Origin of the sequence: Mesotoga infera (assembly GCA_011045915.1) — a bacterium.
Lineage (GTDB): Bacteria > Thermotogota > Thermotogae > Petrotogales > Kosmotogaceae > Mesotoga > Mesotoga infera_D.
Genome location: DSBT01000107.1, coordinates 1 through 21,371, shown reverse-complemented (window position 1 = coordinate 21,371; position 21,371 = coordinate 1). Strand labels below are relative to the sequence as shown.

19 protein-coding genes and 2 tRNA genes are annotated in these 21,371 nt (G+C 46.4%); 7 read left to right on the top strand and 14 right to left on the bottom strand.

From position 1 onward, the window contains the following. Positions 1-135: 135 nt before the first annotated feature. The 9 genes from ENN47_03775 to pfkA form a co-directional block, all read right to left on the bottom strand. A complete protein-coding gene (locus ENN47_03775; GenBank protein ID HDP77299.1) occupies positions 136-648 on the bottom strand; it encodes a hypothetical protein in 513 nt (170 codons plus the stop codon). Between the two features lie 11 nt (positions 649-659). Continuing rightward, the gene (locus tag ENN47_03770; protein HDP77298.1) at positions 660-1,529 is read right to left on the bottom strand and encodes a DUF4895 domain-containing protein; all 870 of its coding nucleotides are present in this window, start codon (positions 1,527-1,529) and stop codon (positions 660-662) included. Beyond that, entirely contained in the window at positions 1,526-2,719 is a 1,194-nt protein-coding gene (locus ENN47_03765) for a hypothetical protein (GenBank protein HDP77297.1), read from the bottom strand. The genes ENN47_03770 and ENN47_03765 overlap by 4 nt, the downstream gene beginning before the upstream one ends. Then, entirely contained in the window at positions 2,709-3,806 is a 1,098-nt protein-coding gene (locus tag ENN47_03760) for a MoxR family ATPase (protein HDP77296.1), read from the bottom strand. Before ENN47_03760 ends, ENN47_03765 begins: the two co-directional genes overlap by 11 nt. A 23-nt stretch (positions 3,807-3,829) precedes the next feature. Continuing rightward, entirely contained in the window at positions 3,830-5,461 is a 1,632-nt protein-coding gene (locus ENN47_03755) for a hypothetical protein (protein ID HDP77295.1), read from the bottom strand. A 338-nt stretch (positions 5,462-5,799) separates the two neighbouring features. Then, positions 5,800-7,422, bottom strand: coding sequence for a chaperonin GroEL (gene groL / locus ENN47_03750; GenBank protein ID HDP77294.1), 1,623 nt, complete (start codon positions 7,420-7,422; stop codon positions 5,800-5,802). Positions 7,423-7,435: 13 nt separating this feature from the next. Next, positions 7,436-7,705, bottom strand: coding sequence for a co-chaperone GroES (locus tag ENN47_03745; protein HDP77293.1), 270 nt, complete (start codon positions 7,703-7,705; stop codon positions 7,436-7,438). A gap of 213 nt (positions 7,706-7,918) precedes the next feature. Then, the gene (gene pyk, locus ENN47_03740) at positions 7,919-9,337 is read right to left on the bottom strand and encodes a pyruvate kinase (protein ID HDP77292.1); all 1,419 of its coding nucleotides are present in this window, start codon (positions 9,335-9,337) and stop codon (positions 7,919-7,921) included. Between the two features lie 14 nt (positions 9,338-9,351). Continuing rightward, positions 9,352-10,314: a 6-phosphofructokinase gene (gene pfkA, locus ENN47_03735; GenBank protein HDP77291.1), complete on the bottom strand. Its 963-nt coding sequence runs from the start codon at positions 10,312-10,314 to the stop codon at positions 9,352-9,354. Between the two features lie 148 nt (positions 10,315-10,462). On the opposite strand from pfkA, the gene ENN47_03730 reads away from it, so the two are divergent. The 7 genes from ENN47_03730 to ENN47_03700 all read left to right on the top strand — a co-directional run bounded on the left by ENN47_03730 (position 10,463) and on the right by ENN47_03700 (position 16,787). After that, on the top strand, positions 10,463-10,696 hold the full coding sequence (locus tag ENN47_03730; GenBank protein HDP77290.1) for a hypothetical protein: 234 nt from the start codon (positions 10,463-10,465) through the stop codon (positions 10,694-10,696). Next, positions 10,689-11,795, top strand: coding sequence for a glycine cleavage system aminomethyltransferase GcvT (gcvT, locus tag ENN47_03725; GenBank protein ID HDP77289.1), 1,107 nt, complete (start codon positions 10,689-10,691; stop codon positions 11,793-11,795). The genes ENN47_03730 and gcvT overlap by 8 nt, the downstream gene beginning before the upstream one ends. Before the next feature lie 13 nt (positions 11,796-11,808). Next, positions 11,809-12,180 (top strand): glycine cleavage system protein GcvH, encoded by a 372-nt coding sequence (gcvH, locus tag ENN47_03720; protein HDP77288.1) that lies wholly within the window; start codon positions 11,809-11,811, stop codon positions 12,178-12,180. 1 nt (position 12,181) lies between these two features. After that, positions 12,182-13,528 (top strand): aminomethyl-transferring glycine dehydrogenase subunit GcvPA, encoded by a 1,347-nt coding sequence (locus ENN47_03715; protein HDP77287.1) that lies wholly within the window; start codon positions 12,182-12,184, stop codon positions 13,526-13,528. Beyond that, entirely contained in the window at positions 13,525-14,973 is a 1,449-nt protein-coding gene (locus tag ENN47_03710) for a glycine dehydrogenase subunit 2 (protein ID HDP77286.1), read from the top strand. Before ENN47_03715 ends, ENN47_03710 begins: the two co-directional genes overlap by 4 nt. A gap of 43 nt (positions 14,974-15,016) precedes the next feature. Then, positions 15,017-15,093, top strand: a tRNA-Thr gene (locus tag ENN47_03705). Positions 15,094-15,386: 293 nt separating this feature from the next. Further along, a complete protein-coding gene (locus ENN47_03700) occupies positions 15,387-16,787 on the top strand; it encodes a PAS domain S-box protein (GenBank protein ID HDP77285.1) in 1,401 nt (466 codons plus the stop codon). A 200-nt stretch (positions 16,788-16,987) separates the two neighbouring features. Here ENN47_03700 and ENN47_03695 read toward each other — a convergent pair whose 3' ends face one another. The 5 genes from ENN47_03695 to secD all read right to left on the bottom strand — a co-directional run. Next, positions 16,988-18,706, bottom strand: coding sequence for an NAD+ synthase (locus ENN47_03695; GenBank protein HDP77284.1), 1,719 nt, complete (start codon positions 18,704-18,706; stop codon positions 16,988-16,990). Beyond that, positions 18,703-19,605 carry a phospholipase gene (locus ENN47_03690; protein HDP77283.1) on the bottom strand — a complete coding sequence of 301 codons (903 nt, stop codon included), beginning with the start codon at positions 19,603-19,605 and terminating at the stop codon, positions 18,703-18,705. Before ENN47_03690 ends, ENN47_03695 begins: the two co-directional genes overlap by 4 nt. Positions 19,606-19,649: 44 nt before the next feature. Then, positions 19,650-19,725: transfer RNA gene (locus ENN47_03685), tRNA-Ala, on the bottom strand. Between the two features lie 54 nt (positions 19,726-19,779). Continuing rightward, positions 19,780-20,700 carry a protein translocase subunit SecF gene (gene secF, locus ENN47_03680; GenBank protein HDP77282.1) on the bottom strand — a complete coding sequence of 307 codons (921 nt, stop codon included), beginning with the start codon at positions 20,698-20,700 and terminating at the stop codon, positions 19,780-19,782. Then, a partial coding sequence (secD, locus tag ENN47_03675; protein ID HDP77281.1) for a protein translocase subunit SecD occupies positions 20,697-21,371 on the bottom strand: 675 nt, incomplete at its 5' end. The genes secD and secF, both read right to left, overlap by 4 nt.

Sequence of the window (21,371 nt, the reverse complement as noted above, 5' to 3'; positions counted from 1 at the left end):
CCCAATAAAAACAAGAGATATCCATAGCCTATCAGCCTGCTGTCTTGAAGAGGAGAGACATGCAGGAGTTCGATTGAAGTCAGTGAGAGAAAGATGAAGACAGGATAAGTAGCTATTCCCCAGTAGACATGCGTTCTAAAGTCCGGCATCGGCATCACTGCCAAATTTCGTTCCCTGACTCGAAACATCGACATACAGAAGCACGTCTTTCAGAGATATGCTCATGCCACACTCCACTTCCTCCGGAACTGATTCACTTACATCCAGCGGATATAGGGCCGTACGGTCGCACAGAGAAAGGTTTACTCTGGAAAACCGCCTGTAGATTGCCGTTATTTCTTCTTCTTCGACATTCAGCCCAACAGTTGCCGTTATTCCAGACATGAAGAGGTATTCAAGCTCGTCGGGTTCGATCTTCATTGACTCAGAGCATAGTGTCCCCTCAACAGGCAAACAGAAGAGAATCAACTCTCTTGAAAGATTTAGAAAGGGTGTTCCTTCAAGCCTTTCATACATTCTATACTTATCGATTGTTTTTTCGTCTGCAAGCAAGACCTGTCCGGAGTATTCGATGAGATCCCCGGCTTTCAATCTCCGGATGTTCTTTATAGATATCGGATAAAACATCTTCAAAGTCTGTCTTGCCAAAACACACCACCCTATCTGCCAAGCGGAAAATCTCTGTGAATAAATTCCAGCATCTTCTCTACCGTCTCAGATATGAACTTCGAGTAGAACTTGTAGAATTCCTCAAGTCTATCGTACACCGGCTTGGATTCAACCAGATCTATTTCGAAGACGGTTGCGACCGGTCTCGCGATCTTCATGTTAGGAGTGACGCTGGCGTTTCTAAGGACACCGCACTTCTTAATGATTTCGATCCTGAATAATCTTGAAAGTTCCAGGATTATTGAACGGTCGATGCTCTCGTTTATTTTGGGTGGCCCAAAAGCAATCTTCAAGATATTCTGAAAGGGGAATATTAGAACCTCCCCGTCATCGAACTCTATCCATCTTCTATAGTTCTCTCTGCATATAGAAAGGAGGGCATCGTCAATTACTTCAGGCAGCCTGAAGTAGTCCTTTCCACGGAGAGAATCCTTCAAAATCTCTTTGCGGAGAAGTCTTTCATTGCCAAAATAAGCGAGGAAGTACAACTTCAACGGACTCTGAAAGATCGCTCTGTGGAATACCAGCTCAGTTCCCTCTTCGAAGACGCCGGAGAAGTCATCATCGATGGGTTCTTTCTCTTCGTTTGGGAATCTGTACAAGGCGCTGGCCGTCTCGAAAGGCGACGAATTGGAGAGTCCTACAAAGCCCCTGCCCTCACTGTCTACGAAAACCGAAAGAACCGGCGCATTTCCCTTCGAAGCCTGAACTACAAGCGTCATGAAATGGCCGAAAGCATTGTCAAGTCTGTCAGATCGCTCAGCAACCAGTTTCGCGTAAGATGAAAAATTACCTTCAACACTCTCGTAAACCGCCTTGAGTCTGTCTCTATAACTTTCTGGACCAGCATAATATGTCACTTCAGGAACACCACCGATGATCGTCCGTAGATCGATTTTGCCTCTTCGACGAACTCTGGATTATGACTCTTCGGAAGTACAAACAACGCCCTTCTCGAAATCGTAGGAAGATCGGTAAATCCATCCGTGAAAAGCAGAAGTCCTTCAGGTCTGAGTTTTTCCTGGGCGTAGTCAACGGCAGGCTGAAGATCGGTCTCCCCTCTACCCATCAATTTAAGATCTCTCCACATACCTTTTCCATACTTCATGACACTCTGAACCGTCTCGTCTACCTGCACCAGCCAGACCCGTGAGTCTGTGACTCTGGTAACCTCATCTATCTCACTGAAGAAGGCGTTGAACTCCTCTTCAATTATGCTCCCGCTAGTATCGACTACGACAACGAGTTTCGCTGCGTAATCGTTTCTCCAGCCGGGCTGGTCATCATATCTTCTGTTAGGTCTCATGGGAGTTCTGTATCTGCCTACCTGCATCGATGAACCGAAGAACCGCCTAATCATGTTTCTCCAGTCCAGGATCGGATTGTCAAGAACCAGTTTCATTACTGCCTCAAGACCCTCCGGCATACCGTCCTTTGCCTTTTCCAAAGTCTCTGAGATCACCTGTTTTAGCAGATCCTCAACGAACTCTTTCGGGAGTTCAAACCTTCCAAAATCCTCATGTGAATCGGGTCTGGACATGTTTGAGTCCAGAAGCTCAAGATCAATTGTCTTGTTTTTCTTCATGAAGTCAAGGCCCCAGTCGTGGTAGAACTCTGCCGTCATTCCCGGATACTGCATCGGAGGCCCAACGAAGAATCTCTCATTATCGGTTCCACAACCCTCCTGAAGAAGAGAATCCATAGGAAGACTGAAAGCGTCGAGTTCGCGAATGAACTGATTTACGGCGGCATCCATGGATACATCCCAGAGCATCTTCTCTCTGGATTTGTTGACGGGTATCAGAATGTGTCCATTCACTATATGAAGACACTCGTGCTTCAAAAGCGCCTTGGAAAACGTAAGTGGTTTGTTTCGAAGCGTATCCGGATTGTACAGAAGTTGAAATCTTCCCCTAGAGCTTACCCTCAATTTCATCGTTCTGACCGAGGGCGAGGGAATTCTGTCGATGAAGAGAAGCAGGAAATTGTAGAAGGGGCTGTCCTTGCCTAATTCGAAAACAGCCCTTTCCATCAACTCCTCACTTTTCATCCTTTTCGCTCCTCTGCAGGAATTTCAGTACATCGTGGTCCATGGCAAGTTCTTCGAGAAGATTCTCGTAGAAGGCCCGTTTCAATCCCTTTTCCCCCTCGACCTGGTGAACGATGTGTCTTATTACGGAGAAGAACGAGTCTTTTGGGATGACTCTGCCTATCCTGAGAAGGTTTTCCGAGATTACAGGCACATTTTGAAAGTATTCCTGAACCTGTAAATCATCTAGCTCAGAAAGATGCTTTGTGATACGGAGAATCGAGGCACTAGTCCCCGAGATATCACCTTCAGAGAGTCTCGAAAGGATATTCTCATCCAGTTCGAGAAGCAAAGTTCGGGGAGAAGGAAGGAGCTCGCTGCCCTGAATCTTACTCATGAAAGTTCTGGCCGCTTCCGGTCCTACTATACCGGCAGCGATTACGTAGCCGAACTTTTCGATCTCCTTGCTTGAAAGACCTGCGTATACTCTGCCCAATTTGTACCAGCTACGAGGACTCGGTCTCAATTCAAGCCGCATCGAGACAACCGTGTCTCTTGAAAGAAACTCTGGATACTCACCTATGAAATTGGTAACAGTCTGCGGCATCTTCTGCAGTTCGGCCCACTTGAGCCATTCTTCGGGATCGGGAGTCAGTTCTATGTGGAAGAACCTTGACATGAAGGCAGGATCAGTTATCAGTTCGACCTGATCGTACTCCTCATCCGGCGGATTTGCCGCGGCCATTATCCAACAACCTTCGGGTAAAAAGTGGTTGTGAATCCTTCTATCTATTAGAAGCTGCATAATTGCATTCCTGATAGATCTATGAGCCCTGTTAATCTCATCTATCATGAGTATCACATTGCCTTCAGTCGGCCACCAATCGGGCCTCAAGAACAAGGTCCGTTCGCCGTCTCTCGACGGCATCCCGATAAGATCACCCGGCTCCATCTGTGATATGACCAGGATTATCAACTCTCTGCCCGTCTCAGCTGCAATCTCTCTGGCAAGATCGGTCTTTCCTACCCCAAAGTGACCCCAAAGAAGTGGGATCTCCCCGGATTCCATAATCTTCCTGCTCAAGTGTTTTACGTCCTGAACCTTCAAGCCTATCCCTCCAAAATCCTCATTCAGACAAAATTATAGCACAGCGACTTAAACGATGCCCATGTAATGGCTGCCCATAGAGCGAGTGGGAATACCAGTCCAAACAACCATGTGAATGGAGAAGCAACCGGAACATTGAGGAAACCAAGAAAGAGGCCGATATCTTCAGCAAGATAGAGGGTAAGTGGAAGGGTAGAAAAAACCGGCAGCAGTGTGGAGAGCAAGAACGAGAGTATTGCACCAGGTAGGCTGAGCGCTTTAAAGACATTTCCTGTATCTTTGGTCCCGAAGCTCTTCTCAAGAAAGCCCCCGAACAATGAGAGCGTAAAAATTGTTGGAATCATTAGAATCAGGAAATCCATCATGAAAGTTCTGTACTGAGTGGCGTTCGCAGATACATACAGACCGACAATGACAATAACCACAGAGTACAGTGAACTCACGACAAGAGATTTAGAAAAAACGGCTTTGACCCTGCTGATAGGAAACAGCCACGTACCATCTCCGAGCTGCCTTTCAAAAGCAAACAGAGCAGTCGATGAGACGGTCGAGTAGTTGGCGAACAGAAAAACGATCAGACCGAGAAGCTGCAAAACCCCGAAGCTAGTTAGAAGGGCCGGGTTGACTATGACTACCACCGGAACAAATAGCGAAGGGTAGAGAAAGGCAAACGTGAGTTTCGGCTCTCTTATCAACAGAAAGAAGTCCTTAATCAGGAGTCCCGAGAAGACGCCGCGCCTCCTATAATTTACCTTATATTGGACTTTGGAATTTCCAATAGGTCTTGTCATTAGCTTCTGAAGTACTCTAGGATACACAAAGATTTGAAGCAAAGCCAACAATCCGAAAATCATCACAGAAGCAATTGCGAATAACAAGAGATCTGCGACATCACCGGCAATCGCCCTGACGAAGGGCGACCATGGAAGGTACGCGGATGTTATGAGCTCTTGGAGACCCCCGAACTGATGGGCCACCTGATCGGGTTGTGCAAGATCTATTGAAGAGAAATCCATGAATCTCAGCGTGAATATGAAGACGAAGAGAGTCACCATAGTCATCATGGCAGAAAGAGTCTTGAGAAACCGCCCCTTGGAAAGGAATACTATTCCAAAAGAGATAATTGCTGTTATCGCCAGTGTGTCAAGCACAAATACAAACAACAAGACCAGGGCCATCCAGAATCTCCCTCCCGAATAGCCAAGCCCTCTCAGTGCAGCCATGAAGATCGGCGCAAATAGGAGTATGGGCAACCCTCCCGCAGCGAGAACCTCAAGCAGTTGCACATTCGCAACCGTAGACTTCTTAACCGGCAAGCTGAGCAGCATCTCAGCCCTATCGGAGAAGAAAAGATTCGAAACCACGATTGGAAGATCGCTACCCAAAAGTATGGAGAATATTATCGCGGAAAAAAATGAGATGACTATCAGCCTCAGGTCAATTCCGGTGAGCTCCTTAAGCTGATCGGAAAGACCGGCGACACGTGAGAAGTTCGGAATCAGGAAACCTCTCAAGTAGAAAGATATCGGAATGCTTATCATGATTACTAAGACAATCGCAAGGAGAGAAACTATTACTGTCTTCTTTCCCTGGCGGGTTAGCATTCGGAAGCCTTCTATAATTCGCCACTTGATGATTACAAAGAAATCCCTCATATGAATATTCTGCCATAAAGAAGCTTGTGACTTTCCATAGCAAATGCCTGAAGAACTTCGGATTTTGCTTTCACAAAGAAAACTGGTTTGCAGGTTGAAGCGTGGAGGAGCAGAAAGTGCCATCTGACGCTGGACGCTGAAGGAATGAGTTGCAAGTATAGCAATAGATCGATGTTGCTGCAAAGACGTGCGAGTGAGTACTGCTGTCTGAGGAGTACTTCGACCCCTTTATTTGGAGTGGAAGACTGGTTTCGATCAAGATGTAGCCTGCTTCAGTTATCTGAAAGCAGATGCAAAAAAAGGGAGAGCGCACTCTCCCTTCAGATTATCACTATTTATCAGTACTCGGGCATCTGTGGCATCTGTGGCTGAGGCTTTTCTTCGGGCTTCTCAGTCATAGCCGCTTCGGTCGTTAGAAGAATTGCGGCGATAGAAGCTGCGTTTTGAAGAGCGCTTCTAGTAACCTTTGCAGGATCAATGATACCGACCTTGAACATGTCTGTATAGACATCGTTCAGTGCATCGTAGCCGTATGCAGCGTCATCGCTATGAAGTATCTTGTCAACAACTACGGCTCCATCCAAACCTGCATTCTGAACGATCTGTCTTATTGGAGTGTCCAGTGCCTTGAGAACTACCTTAACACCAATCTTGATATCCGGATTCTCTGTGCTTTCAAAGAGATCCTGAACGGGCTTTTTTGCTCTTGCAAGAACAACTCCGCCTCCGGCGACTATTCCTTCTTCAACTGCCGCTCTTGTAGCGGAGAGAGCATCTTCGATTCTGTGCTTCTTCTCCTTCAGCTCTGTCTCTGTCGCGGCACCAACCTTAATTACCGCTACACCTCCTGAAAGCTTGGCAAGCCTTTCCTGAAGAGTCTCTTTTTCGTACTCGGAAGTCGTCTGATCGATCTGAGCTTTGATCTGGCCGATTCTCTGCTTGATCTTTTCAGGGTCTCCCTTTCCATCAACGATTATCGTGTCGTCCTTCTTAACCTTTATGACGCCAGCGCTACCTAGATCGTCAATTGTTGCGTTCTCAAGAGTTAGTCCTACTTCTTCGCTTATTACAGTGCCACCGGTAAGGATAGCGATATCCTGGAGCATGGCCTTTCTCCTGTCACCAAACCCGGGAGCCTTGACGGCCACTGAATCCAGTGTTCCTCTCAGTTTGTTCAGAACAAGAGTGGAAAGAGCTTCGCCTTCAATATCCTCTGCAATTATGACAAGGGGCTTGCCTGCCTGCGCGACCTTTTCCAGGATCGGAACAAGGGGCTTAACTGCCGAGACCTTCTTATCGGTTATGAGAATCAATGGCTCTTTGATTATTGCTTCCATCTTCTCAGGATCGGAAACGAAATACGGAGAGATGTAGCCCCTGTCGAACTGCATACCCTCAACGAATTCAACGTATGTTTCGAGAGTCTTTGAATCTTCTACCGTTATTACTCCATCCTGACCAACCTTGTCCATGGCTTCGGCGATAAGTTCGCCAATTTCAGTGTCATTGGCGGAAATAGCCGCAACTGAAGCTATATCTTCTCTCGAAGAAATCTTCTTGGATAGAGATCTTATGTGTGAAACGGCCGTCTCGGTTGCTTTCTGGATTCCCTTCTTCATGAGAATAGGATTGGCTCCGGCCGTAACGTTCTTCAGACCTTCCTTGATCATCGCCTGGGCAAGAACGGTAGCTGTGGTAGTTCCGTCTCCGGCAATGTCATTGGTCTTGGACGCTACTTCTTTAACAAGCTGTGCTCCAAGATTATCGAATTTATCTTCCAGATCGATTTCCTTTGCAATCGACACACCGTCATTGGTTATCGTTGGAGAGCCCCAGCTCTTTTCCAGAACTACGTTTCTCCCTTTCGGACCAAGCGTAATTCTAACAGCATCTGCTACTGCATCTACGCCTCTTTCAAGTGATCTTCGTGCTTCTTCGCTGTATTTCAGAATCTTAGCCATACTGATTCCTCCTTCATTCCTCGATCTTTGCCAGGATATCATCCTGATCGATGATTATGTAGTCGTCTTCATCGATCTTGATCTCCGTACCTGAATACTTAGAATAGAGGACCTTGTCGTTTTCCTTAAGGTCAATATCCTCGACTTTCTCGCCAACCGCAATTACCTTCGCAGTCATCTGCTTTTCTTTTGCAGCGTCCGGAAGAACGATACCACCTGATGTTTTCTTTTCTTCCTCATAAGGCTTAATCAATAATCTTGTACCAAGGGGAACTACTTTCATAAAAAGCCTCCTTTCGAATTTTATATTTAGCACTCAAAGTGACCGTCTGCTAATAAATGATAAAACAACATCGCGATTTCTTCAAGCACTCTCTGTGTTAAATGATCGTAAATATGAAAGATAAAGGGTATTCGAAGGCAATTATTCCATCTAATCTTCCGGTTTTTCCGCTTATCTTCTTGTTATCTCACTTTTCAATCCTTCAGGACATCACTATGCCGTCTCCAGTTTCAGTATATTGGTGGAGTTACTGGTTCCAAAAGGAATACCTGCGGTGAGAATTATCGTGTCTCCTTTCTTCACAAGCTTAAGCTGTCTGGCGAGAGGACCGGCGACTCTGACGAGATCGTCTGTGGAATTGCCAAGGCCCATTAAAACTGGCCGGGCTCCCCAAACCAGGTTCAGCCTGTAGTAAGTGTCTTCATTGGGAGTGACCGCAAGTATGTACGCTCTAGGCCTGAACCCGGATACGTTTCTTGCAGTATGTCCGGAGAAAGTCGAACTGACGATAACCTTCACCTTCAGTTCTTCGCTTATATCCCACGCAGCCCTGCAGATGGCGTCTGTGTGATCATCTGTAGAGACTTTTTCTCTCGTCCATCTGAGCAACCCGGGATTCTGTTTCAGATATCGTTCGGTCGATCTAGCAGTGAGGTCCATAATAGAAACGGCTTCCAGAGGGTACTTCCCAATCGAAGTCTCTCCGGAAAGCATTATCGCATCCGTTCCGTCTATGATTGCGTTTGTTATGTCGGTTGCCTCGGCTCTTGTAGGCACGGGATTCTCTATCATAGATTCCAGCATCTGAGTTGCCGTTATAACTGGAATTCGCTTCTGGTTTCCCTGTCTAATGATTTTCTTCTGAGCGACCGGGACTTCTTCAACGGGAATCTCTACTCCAAGATCACCCCTAGCGACCATAAGTCCATCGGAAACCTCGGCAATCGCTTCGATTTGTTTCAACGCCTGTTCCGTTTCTATCTTCGAGACTATGGGGATAGATCCTCCAGACTCTTCGACAACCCTTCTGGCATGCACGACATCTTCGGGCCTTCTGACAAATGAAAGTGCGAAGTAGTCGACTTCTTCCTCAATTCCAAGTCTGATGAACTCCCTATCTTTATCTGTAATCGCTGGAATGCTAATATCTATACCCGGGAGGTTGATTCCTCTTCTGTGAGTAATAACTCCTCCACTCAAGATTCTTGTTCTGACTTCGGACTTTGTGACGGATAAGACCTTAAGCTTGATCTTGCCGTCATCCATAAGAATCAGGTCTCCTGGTTTCACCTCTTCGGGAAGCTTCTTGTAGTTCACGCTGGCAATACTCTCGCTTCCTTTGAGGTCTTCAGTCGTTAAGAGAAACTCGTTCCCCTTTCGGAGTTCAACCTCGGATCTTTCAAATAAGCCAGTTCTGATTTTCGGACCGGAAAGATCGAGTAAAATTGTCAGTGGCGAATTCATAGACTTGCGAATCTCCTTCAACCTTCTTATTCTCTCCCTGTGTTCAGTGATGTCGCCGTGAGTCGTATTGAGTCTAGCGACATCCATCCCCCTTTGAAGAAGAGACTTGAGCATTTCAGGGGACTCGGTAGCCGGCCCGATTGTGCAAACGATCTTCGTTTTTCTCAAGCTGCTTCACCTCGTCATGAGAGAATTTTCGCCATTTCCACCAGTTCCATGTCAAGTTCCCTTTTGTGCGAAAGTACTTCTTCTAAAGAGACTCCTACTATCTTGCCACCATGGAGGGCCAACATGATTCCTGAATCTCCTTTTTCAATCGACTTTACCGACGCGTATCCCATTCTTGAGGCCAGTACCCTGTCAAAAGCAGTTGGAGATCCGCCTCTCTGAATATGACCTAAGATGGTTATTCTCGTCTCATAACCAATTCTGTGTTCTACATGTCTGGCAACAGTGTAGGCACTAGATGCACCTTCTGCGACTACTATGATACAATTAATCTTTCCTCTTTTCCTTTCTTTCCAGATCTTATCGGCTATTAATTCATAATCCACTGGAAGCTCCGGAACGATAATTGCTTCTGCTCCAACGGCCATGCCTGAAGCAAGTGCCACATAGCCCGAATTTCTCCCCATGACCTCTACCACAAAGGCTCTTTCATGCGAAGAAGCCGTATCCTTGAGCTTCTGAATTGTCTCAACACAGGTATTCAAACACGTATCCACCCCAATACACATGTCTGTCATAGCAATATCGTTGTCTATTGTTCCCGGAATCCCGACAACTGGAATTCCGTTTTCCTCCATAAGTAGTCTTGCACCGGAAAGGCTTCCCTCTCCTCCAATGACGATAAGAGCTTCAATCTGATTATTTCTCAGGACTTCGGCGGCCCTGGCTCTGCCTTCCTCGGTCTTGAACTCTTCGCATCGGGAACTCCTGAGGACCGTTCCACCTTTCTCCATTATTCCTCCAACAGATGAGTAATCCATTTCGACGAACTCTTCATCAAGTAGACCAGAGTACCCTCTCCTGATTCCTACGACGGCTATTTCATCTGTCTGGGCAGTTCTTACAGCTGCCCTTATGGCCGCATTCATCCCCGGTGAATCCCCTCCACTGGTGAGGACCCCGACCTTCTTAATCATCATTATCCCTCCTAACGATGACTGCACTTAGCTAACCGACTACATTCTAGCACATTGGGGTTCTAAAATCACCAATCAGAAATCCGTCCAGAAGTTAACTAATCTAATTACTTGGTGTATAATTTCAGGTGAAACAGGAGGTGATCGAATGAAGGTCCTCAAGTCAGGAATTCCGGAGTTTGAAGCAAAGATGTATCAGGAAATCCTTCTAAAGGAAGGAATCTTTTCGGAACTGGTGGATTCTCATTTCGCATACACCGACAGCATATACTTTGGTTCGGGTGGCTTAGTAGACATTATTATACCCGACGATGATTTTGAAGAAGCCGTTCAGATCTTTGAAGATTTGAAAGAGAGGGGGAGGGAAGAAACGGATGAGTGATTTAAAGAGAACACCGCTTTACAGCGAACATGTGAGACTAAAGGGAAAGTTGGTTGATTTTGCTGGATGGGAGATGCCCTTGCAGTTTGATTCGATAATCAGTGAACACAATCTTGTCAGGAAGGAAGCCGGCCTCTTTGATGTCTCGCACATGGGAGAAATCGAAATTGTGGGAGCCGATGCTATTCGATTTTCGGACTATTTGATAACAAACTCAGTCTCTTCGCTGAAGAATGGAGCCATAGTCTATTCTCCTATGTGCAATGAAAATGGTGGAATAGTCGATGACGTATTGGTCTACAGAATAAGCAATGAAAAGGTTATGTTCGTAGTTAACGCTTCAAACAAAGACAAAGATTTCGAGTGGATAGAGAAAAACAAGGGTGCTTTCAATGTACAAATCAAAGACGCATCCGACGACTTTGCACAGATCGCCTTTCAGGGACCTCATGCAGAGGGGATATTGCGGGAAATATCGCAGGTCAAATTAGCAGACATCCCCTTTTACCATTTTGAATTTGGAAGAGTCAATGGGATCGAGGCAATTATCTCTCGCACGGGGTACACGGGCGAAGACGGTTTCGAACTGTATATCGCCCCTCAAGCTTCGATACCACTCTGGAGGAAAATTCTCGAAGCCGGAGCAGAGATCGGAGTGAAGCCGATTGGCTTGGGCGCGCGAGATACATTGCGATTTGAAGCGGTTTACATGCTTTACGGCAATGAACTTACAGATGAAACGACTCCGTTGGAAGCCGGTCTTAAGTGGACAGTGAAGATGGACAAGGATTTCATAGGAAAGAGCGTTCTCGAGAAACAGATGGAAAGCGGTACGGAGTACAGGCTTAAGGGGCTGGAACTTTCAGGAAAGACCATTGCCAGGCATGGTTATGAGGTTTTCGATGGAGAAAGCAAAGTCGGCTGGGTGACAAGCGGCATCTTCTCGCCTACACTTGGGAAACCGTTGGCTCTGGCTTATCTGAAGAAAGACTACTGGAAGAGCGGCTCCGAAGTTCAGGTAGATGTAAGGGGGAAGAGATCTCCCGCAGTAGTCGTCAAGACACCTTTTTATAGAGGTTCTGTGAAATCTAAGAGTTAAGGAGGAGTTGAAAATGAAGAAGTATGCGGCAACTCATGAATGGGTATCGGTAGAGGGAAAGACTGCAACTGTAGGAATTTCGGATCACGCTCAAGATCATCTTGGAGACATTGTCTACGTGGATCTCCCGGAAGTAGGCAAGTCACTCAAGAAAGGTGAAGTCTTCTGTACTATCGAATCTGTGAAAGCGGCAAGCGACATCTATGCACCAGTTAGCGGAAAGGTCATTGAAATCAATGAAGAACTTGATTCTTCACCGGAAAAGATCAATGATGATGCCGAGGGCGCAGGCTGGATAGTCAAAATTGAAATGAGCAATGAATCAGAACTTGACAGTTTGATGGATCTGGAGGCATATAAGAAGCACTGTGAAGAGGAGGGCTAAGATGCCTAGTTTCCCCTATCTACCCCAGACTGGCAGAGACATCGATGAAATGCTGGAGGTAGTTGGTGTCAAGAGCGTATCAGAGCTGTTCAGAGATATCCCAGGGAAATTCGAAGTTGATATCTCGATACCAGAAAGCAAGGATGAATTCACAGTACTGAGAGATTTGAGCGAACTCAGTAAGAATAATGTGTCGCTTAACGACCTGTCCGTCTTCAGAGGAGCCGGTGTGTACAAACACTTCGTTCCAAGTGTGGTTCAAGCAATAGCATCGAGAGGCGAATTTCTCACTGCATACACACCCTACCAGGCAGAAGTCTCACAGGGCACTCTTCAGATGCTGTTCGAGTTTCAGACGATGATATGTGAACTAACGGGAATGGAGGTAGCCAATTCGTCGATGTACGACGGTGCAAGCGCAGCTGCAGAAGCTGCTCTTATGGCTGTCCGAGTAAGAGGCGGAAAGAAGATTCTTCTCTCTGAAGCACTCCACCCCGAGTATATCGAAACAATCAGGACCTACTGTTTTGGAAGCGACATAGATGTGGAAACTGTTTCCTTCGATTCTGAAACCGGGCAGATCGATATTGCCGATCTCCAGAAGAAATTGACCCAGGATACGGCAGGCTTTGTGCTTGGCTATCCCAACTTCTTCGGAATAATTGAGAATCTTGCCGAGATAAGGACACTGATCGGTGAGAACATTATGATGATTGTCAGCGCAAATCCTATTTCGCTCGGAATGCTGGAAGCTCCTGGAAAGCTCGGCGCCGACATCGTTGTAGGTGACGCTCAACCACTGGGCAACTCTCCTTCGTTCGGCGGACCGGGACTCGGTTTTTTTGCCTCTAAGGAGAGTCACATAAGAAAGATGCCTGGAAGAATCATCGGGGAGACCAAAGACAGTGACAGTCGTACCGGTTACGTGATGGTTCTTCAGACCAGGGAGCAGCATATCAGGAGAAACAAAGCAACTTCAAACATATGCTCGAACCACGCTTTCAATGCATTGGTCGCCTCAATATATATGAGTGTGGTAGGTTCTGAAGGGTTGAGGGAGATTGCACGGAGATCATTTGACAAGGCTCATTATTTGGCGGATAGAATAGGCAAGACGGATCATGTGAGGCTCGTTTTCACCGGTCCCTTCTTCAACGAATTTGTAGCCCGGTTCGATTGTGACCTAAAAGAATTCAACAGAGAGCTCTTGAAAGAGAAGATACTGGGACCTCTGGAGCTTGAACGCTTTAGTGAAGAAATGAAAAACTACGGTCTAATCTGCGCAACAGAGGCAAATCTCAATGAGGAAATCGAATTTTTTGCCGGCAGACTGGAGGCGATAGGATGACAATATTCGATAAGTCAACCGAAGGGAGAACGGGCTTCTATCTCCCAAGAGAAGAGTCCTATGGGTACGAACCTTCAGACACGCTGCCCGAGAATTCTGTTAGAAAGGAAAGCCCCCTTCTTCCTCAATTGAGTGAACTTCAAGTTATGAGACACTTTACAGGACTTTCTAAGAAGAACCACTCTGTTGACAGCGGCTTCTATCCTCTGGGATCGTGCACGATGAAGTACAATCCAAGGTTGAACGAGAGAATTGCCGGTCTGGAGGGTTTTAGCCAAATTCACCCCTATCAAGCTGAAGAAACTGTGCAGGGCGCCCTGGAAGTGATGTACAACTTGCAGAACTCTCTGTGCGAGATCACCGGTATGGATAGCTTCACTCTTCAGCCTGCCGCTGGCGCTCATGGCGAGTTGGTCGGCATGCTTCTGATGAAGAAGTATTTCGAGCTCAAGGGTGAGAATAACAGAAGAAAGGTTATCGTTCCCGACTCGGCTCATGGAACAAATCCGGCCTCAGCAGTAATGGCGGGATTTGAAGTTATCGAGGTCCCTTCGAACGGCAACGGAAGAGTAGATCTGGGAAGCCTTGAGGAGATTCTTGATGAGAACGTCGCTGGAATAATGCTTACGAACCCGAACACTGTAGGCCTTTTCGAGAACGAGATCTGTGAGATTCAAGAGATGGCTCATAAGAAGGGCGCACTGCTTTATTATGACGGAGCGAATCTCAACGCAATAATGGGTCACGCAAGGCCCGGCGATATGGGATTTGATATCGTTCATTTGAACCTGCACAAGACTTTTTCAACCCCACATGGAATGGGCGGGCCGGGTAGCGGGCCTGTAGGAGTGAAGAACATTCTGAAAGATCTCCTTCCTGTTCCAGTGGTTCGTTTCGATGGCAGCAAGTTCTCGCTCGATTATGATCTGCCAAACTCGATCGGGAAGGTCAGGAGCTTCTATGGGAATTTTGGCGTCTTCCTGAAAGCATATGCCTACATTCTGACGCTGGGTGGTGACGGTCTCAAAAGAGCAAGCGAAATGGCCGTGTTAAATGCAAACTACCTTCGAGCCAGATTGAGCAAACTAATACCGACCGCCTATCCTGGGCTCTGCATGCATGAATTCGTTCTTAAAGGAAGCAAGTTGGTTTCCGAATACGGAGTGAAGACACTGGATGTAGCCAAGAGACTTCTTGATTACGGGATCCACCCACCTACAATATATTTCCCGCTAATTGTAGATGAAGCTCTGATGGTTGAACCCACAGAAACAGAAACTAAAGAAGCGCTAGATGCCTTTGCAGACACTTTTGAGAGGATTCTTGGTGAGGCAAAGGATGATCCTAACATACTTAAGGCCGCTCCTCAGAAGACAGCTGTAGGAAGACTTGATGAAGCAACGGCCTCAAGAAAGCCAAAGACAAGGTGGAGCAAAGACACCTGATATTGAAACTTGAAAAATGCTGTGATATCATAGTTTCAGCAGAGCAGGCGTAGCTTCAATCGGTCGAGCGCCGCCTTGGTAAGGCGGAGGTTATGAGTTCAAGTCTCATCGCCTGCTCCATTCTATAACCGGATGAAAATCCGGTTATTCTTCTTTAGGTTGCCAAAAAGTACTAATTTTGAATCTTCTTGCAATCTATGCTAGAATAAAAATGTAACTTTCTTTGCGTAGCTATAGCCATCCAGTTCTCTTTGCAAGGCTTTGAAGGGCATTTGTGAGCAAAACGACTGTAACCTCCGGTAAGAACACTGTAAGCCTAGCTGTTTCCGGTTGGATCTGGAAGTTCTTTTCTTTTTGGGTGGATGTTGTGGGTACTCACTTTGATAGGTGCGTTCTATTCAGGGGTGAAGTCTGTGTTTGATTTCTATTCAAAGCCAAGAATAATCCTGGTGGGAAGAAGCCAAAAGGATGCGAGAAGGTTAATTGAGGCTTTCGACGATCGCTTCGATGTCAGGTATGTTGAAGAGGTGTCAGACGAGTTTGGCCGCTTCTCCGACGCAATGATCTTCGACTACGTCAGCGAAGACATCATCAAGAATCTTCGCACAGGTTCGATTCCATATTTGTGCCTAATCGGAACAGAGAAGTCGATAGCAAAGTACGCTCTTGAAGCGGGAGAGTATCTTCTCAAAGGGCCGGGATATCTGCACTATCTTCCAGAGATTGTCTACTCGATGCTCGAGAAGCATCGACTTCAGAAGACCCTCGATTTTGAACGAGAAAAGTATATGGGGCTCGTTAACAGCATGGGTTGCGGAATGCTTATTCTGAGAAAGAGAGATGGGAATGTGATTTTCTGTAACAAAGTGGCGCAGAGTCTTCTGGGATACGCAGAAGACGAGATCGAGAAGATGCGCTTGCAGGATCTTGTTTATGATGAACCCTTTGCCTTGCAGACGATTCTGGGAATTGAGAACTTCGACACCGATAGAGAAATCGTAATGCTGACAAAGTCTGGCGGAAAGATCTACGTAATTTTCAACACCTCTGAGATGCTTTACGGTGCGGAGAGAGTCGTTCAGCTAACATTTATGGATGTCTCGAAACAGAAGAGAGATAGAGAAGAGTTGATATTCCAGTGGCGCTTTCTGGATAATGCGGAAGAGATCGCAATGGCCGTGGACGAGAAGGGAAGAATAGTCTACCTGAACAGGTTTGCTGCAGAGATTCATGGCTACGATCTAGAAGAGATGATTGGGGACAATCTTACTTCTTATCTCGTACAGAATCAGGGAGAAGCCAAATCAATGCAGTTTTCGATGATGAAGTCCGGAAAATGGAAGGGCCGACAGCTTCATAAACGCAAAGATGGTTCGATATTCACGGTAGAAGCCAAACGTAGCGTACTTCGAGTTGACGACAATGTTTATGAGCTTGTGATAGGGATAGACGTGACCGAGAATATCGAGCTTCAAGAACGATATAACCTTCACTCGCTGCTCCTTAACGGTACTGGAGACCTCGCAGTCGCAACCGATATGGAGAACAGATTGATCTACATGAACAAGGCCGCAGAGAGATTCTTCGATACAAGTCTGAAAGATGAGCAGGGAAGAAGAACCGACGAAATCAACTCAAGAACGCTGAGGTCCTTTCTTGAGATTGCCGGCTCGCAGTTTTCTGATTCAAACGAAAAGAGGATAATGCTCCCCAGAAGCGACGACTCTCATCTTTCAATTGAATTCACCAGCAAGATAGTTCGCGATTCCAGCAAAGAAGTAGGCATAATCTTTTTAGGAAGACGGCTCAATTAAAGAAACACTTCTTGATCATTAAACTGCTGCATTTTCCTTCGATAATCCTGCCATGAGTACTCATTTCAGCCGTCAGGCATTTCAAGAAATCGGACTCCCTTTTCACTATCGTCAGAACACGAGATACTGCTCTCTGTACTCCAAGAGAATGATTTCGCCTTTGTAGCTGAAGCCTTGAAGATAGACGTCCTGCTTTCTGTTCACATATTTCGATAATGATTTGTAATCGGCATCCTCCAATCCTTACCGAAGGCTCTTTTGGAAACCTTGATGCCCGGAGGACATTGTTTGCGCTTGTATTCGTTCCTCCTCAAAAGGCGAAGCGAGTATTCGACTGTTCCTTCGTCAAAACCTTCAAGAACTATCTCTTCAGCCGACAAACCCTCCTCAATATGAAGCCTCAGAATTTGATCGAGAACTTCATAGGATGGCAGCGAATCCTGGTCCTTCTGACCCTCTCTCAGCTCGGCCGATGGAGCTTTGGAGAACACATTTGATGGAATTACGCTGTTCCCTTCAAGGTCGTTTATTCGCTCCGCGATTTTGTAGACCTGAGTCTTATATAGATCCTTTAGAACCGCGAGACCGCCAGCCATGTCTCCGTAAAGAGTTGCGTAACCTGTGGCCATCTCGCTCTTATTGCCAGTAGTCAGGACGAACCAGCCGAATTTGTTCGAGAGAGCCATCAATATCATTCCGCGTATTCTCGCCTGCAAATTCTCTTCAGTGACATCTTGCGACGTACCGAAAAATGCCGGTTCCAAGGTTTTTATCACCGAACGCATGATCCCATCGATTTCAATGTCGAGTATTTCTATACCCAGGTTCTCAGCAAGCTCCAGCGCATCTCTCTTTGATTCCTCCGAGGTAATTCTAGAAGGCATCATGACACCCTTGACATTGTCTTTGCCGATCGCCCTCGCAGCCAAGGCGGCGACAAGAGAAGAATCCATTCCTCCGCTGAGACCAAGAACGACCTTTTTGAAACCGTTCTTCTTCAGGTAATCACTTATACCTAACTCCAGAGCAGCTATCAGCTCGTCGCGACTGTCCAGTTCCTCATTCTTCATAACGGGGCATATAGAAGGACCCTGTCCATGGATTGGTTTGACTGAGACTTCTTCAAGAGCAACCTGCATGGAATAGTCCTTCCTCTTTCCCTCAAAAAGGTTGTATCGAGTCGAGACATCTGTGTCAATATCCAGCACCATCAGGTCTTCTTCAAATGCCTTTCCCACAGATATTCTTCCGTCCGGCATTGCCACACAACTCCTACCGTCAAAAATCAGATCGTCCTGGCCGCCGACCAGATTGCAGTACACTATAGTGCTGGAATACTCCATAGCTCTGGTGAGGAAAAGAGAGGACCTGGTTCTATCTCTCATGGCGGTAAACGGAGATGCGGAGAGATTCAGTATTAGATTGGCACCGGCAATCGCCTGATCATTTATCGGCCCCGAAGGAACCCAGAGATCTTCACATATGTTGATTCCGATTCTCGTCCCCCCATATCTCACAAGAAGCGGATGTTTTCCAGGAGAGAAATATCTCCTCTCATCAAAGACCGAGTAATTGGGAAGGCTCATTTTTCTGTAAATAGCCCTTATCTCACCGGCATTGAGGACGGCAGCCGCATTGTATATCTCATTGGAAAAGTCGACAAATCCGAGAACCACCATAATCTCGCTCCGAGCAGTGTGCAGAGCTATTTCATTCAAAGTGGCAAGATTCTCCCTAAGAAACCCCGTATTTAGCAGAAGGTCTTCGGGCGGGTATCCTGTAACCGCAAGTTCGGGAAACAATACAATTCCAGAATCAACAGCCACTGCTCTATCTATTGCCTCGATTATCTTCTTCTTGTTTCCTTCAAGATCCCCAACCGTCGTGTTTATTTGGGCGAGCGCAGTTCTTACTATCATTTCGATACCCCCCTGATGTATTCGAAGTGATTCACAAACTCCTGTGCAAGATCTCTGGACTCGATTATAGCAACAATTTCACGGTTTTTCCCCCAGCCGCTCAGAGAAGCATTTGCAGAGCCAGTTATCACAACTCTTCCGTCGACCACGAATGTTTTGTCATGAACTGTAATAGAAGTCGATTCTGACACTTCCATTCCAGAAGTGAGATAATCCTTCAAGGGAGAGTCGTCGTTCCAGCTGTCGACTACCCCTATTATTCTTACACCCCTGGAAGCGCAGAATTTCAGAGCGGCGAGCACCTGGGGATCGGTGAAAGCAAACATGCCAAATCGGATTTCCTTTCTCGCCTTCATTAGCTCATTGATTACACGCTTACGCGCTTCTTCTGAAGGACACAGAAAGAAGACTATGTCTTCGATTCTGGTCATTTCTCTCGAGCCGCCAGTTTCAATGGCCCTGTAATAATCAAGAAACAACGCGGCAAGACTGGCAGATTCGAAAATCATGAAGCTGTTTGAGTCCTCTCTGAGGCTACCTTCAGTGAAATTTCCAGTTCCGAAGATTACGATTCTTCTGTCGACAACAAGAAACTTCGAATGAACAAGAGCCGCAGAAGTATCGCTGGAAATTATGAACTCAGGAGATTTTTCGAAGACCCTCGACACAGTTGAACTGTCTATCATTACCGAGATCTTCACGCCTTCCCTTTGAAGTCGATTCAAACAAGCTACTATCTCCTGCTCATCCAAAGAATATGACACCAGGACGACTTCTTCCTCCGCACTCTCCAGAACCTCGACTATTCTCTCTACGGCTCTCCCGTCGTCGGTGAAAAAGACAAGAGCCGATACCTCCACAACGAGAAGCAACACGCAAGCAAGAACAATCTTCTTCATCCGGATCACCTTAACAAAAAAGCGGAGAACTCACGTTCCCCGCCTGGTGGAGACGAAGGGATTCGAACCCTCGGCCTATACAATGCCATTGTATCGCGCTCCCAACTGCGCTACGTCCCCACTCAAGAAAAATTATACTCTACCAAGTTTCACTTTTCAAGAGGTAGACAACGATCAAACATGTCCTCTGTTCTCAGATCTCTTGAGCCATTCGATAACGATCGGACTCGAGATGTACAGAGAGGAATATGTTCCAACTACAACACCGACCAGCATTCCAAAGGCGAATGGCCTCAAAACCTCTCCGGAGAATATGAAGAGCGTTAGAACCGCAAGGAATGTCGTCAAAGAGGTGTTGATAGACCTGACAATTACGTCGTTGATGCTTGTGTTGACTACTGTTTCTATGGTTTTGCCTCTCATCTTCTTGGTGTTCTCTCTTATCCTGTCGTAGACTACGATTGTGTCATTCAGGGAGTATCCAACAAGAGTAAGAATCGAAGCAACGACCGGCGCATTGAACTCGATTCCAAAAACACTGTAGAAACCCATGACGATTATGACGTCATGAACAAGTGTCAACAGTGCGCCGACTCCAAAGGAGAACTTGAATCTTATGGTTATATAAAGCAGAAGAAGCGCCATGGATACTATGACGGCGATCCAGGCATATCCTCTTATTTCCTGCGCAGCATAGCCGGAGATAGTGCTTACGGAGAGAATATTGCTTTCGCTTACTCCTTCACTCTCAAGACCAGCCATCATCTTATCTGTCACTGACTGTTCGCTTTCAGAGGTATTGACGATAATTGAGAATCTGCTTCTCTGTTCAGATGAACCCTCCTCAATCAGTGGCCTTTGCTTGATTATCCTTGCGGCCGCAAAGTTAGGATCCTCTGCGCTGAGGAGTTCTCTCATCTCTGCCACAGTCATGTCAACATCAGGAACAGATACGCTGATTTCGATTCCGCCTGTGAAATCTACACCAAAATTGAAGCCCTTGGTGAAGATAAAAACGATCGAAACGACTATCAGAATTAGGGAAAGAGCAATAAAATACTTTCTTTTTCCAACGAAGTCTGCTTTGAAGGTCATCTCGCATCTCTCCCTTCCGGTTCAACTTCGACATAGCGATGAGGCTTCAAGCTTCCCGACATTCCAGTCAAGACTGTTCTCGACACAACGATGTTGGTGAACATAGCGCCTATGACACCAATTATCAATGTAATGGCGAACCCCTTGACTGTCCCCGTTCCGAAGTAATATAGAACGAGCCCTGCAAGTATCGTGGTCAGGTTGGCATCGAAAATGGTCCACACGACTTTAGAGAAAGCAGAGTCTATCGCGTTTTCCGGTGTTTTGCCCAACCTTAGTTCTTCTTTTATCCTCTCGAAAATAAGTACGTTTCCATCAACAGTCATTCCAATCGTAAGAACAATACCCGCTATACCCGGCAAGGTGAGGATCGAACCGGTCAAAGATATCATTCCAAAGAGAAGAATCGCGTTGTACAGAAGAGCCAGATCGGCTACAAGACCCATTTTCTTGTAGAAGATAACCATGTAGATCATAATTATAACTATTCCGGCCACTCCGGCCCAAAGACTTGAGTTGATTATATCTCTTCCAAGCGTGGGAGAGAGAACCCTCTTGTTGAAGGACGCAAGATCAACAGGAAGATTTCCGCTTCCGACCAAAATCGAGACTTCTCTAGCCTCTTCAATCGTGTTCAGTCCTTCAATCACTGCGTTCCCATCAGAAATCTG

Coding starts and splice junctions, on each gene's coding strand:
- ENN47_03765 (HDP77297.1), bottom strand. CDS start 2,719: ATGAAAAGTGAGGAGTTGATGGAAAGGGCTGTTTTCGAATTAGGCAAG.
- ENN47_03755 (HDP77295.1), bottom strand. CDS start 5,461: ATGAGGGATTTCTTTGTAATCATCAAGTGGCGAATTATAGAAGGCTTC.
- groL (HDP77294.1), bottom strand. CDS start 7,422: ATGGCTAAGATTCTGAAATACAGCGAAGAAGCACGAAGATCACTTGAA.
- ENN47_03745 (HDP77293.1), bottom strand. CDS start 7,705: ATGAAAGTAGTTCCCCTTGGTACAAGATTATTGATTAAGCCTTATGAG.
- pfkA (HDP77291.1), bottom strand. CDS start 10,314: ATGATTAAGAAGGTCGGGGTCCTCACCAGTGGAGGGGATTCACCGGGG.
- ENN47_03730 (HDP77290.1), top strand. CDS start 10,463: ATGAAGGTCCTCAAGTCAGGAATTCCGGAGTTTGAAGCAAAGATGTAT.
- gcvT (HDP77289.1), top strand. CDS start 10,689: ATGAGTGATTTAAAGAGAACACCGCTTTACAGCGAACATGTGAGACTA.
- gcvH (HDP77288.1), top strand. CDS start 11,809: ATGAAGAAGTATGCGGCAACTCATGAATGGGTATCGGTAGAGGGAAAG.
- ENN47_03715 (HDP77287.1), top strand. CDS start 12,182: ATGCCTAGTTTCCCCTATCTACCCCAGACTGGCAGAGACATCGATGAA.
- ENN47_03710 (HDP77286.1), top strand. CDS start 13,525: ATGACAATATTCGATAAGTCAACCGAAGGGAGAACGGGCTTCTATCTC.
- ENN47_03695 (HDP77284.1), bottom strand. CDS start 18,706: ATGATAGTAAGAACTGCGCTCGCCCAAATAAACACGACGGTTGGGGAT.
- ENN47_03690 (HDP77283.1), bottom strand. CDS start 19,605: ATGAAGAAGATTGTTCTTGCTTGCGTGTTGCTTCTCGTTGTGGAGGTA.
- secF (HDP77282.1), bottom strand. CDS start 20,700: ATGACCTTCAAAGCAGACTTCGTTGGAAAAAGAAAGTATTTTATTGCT.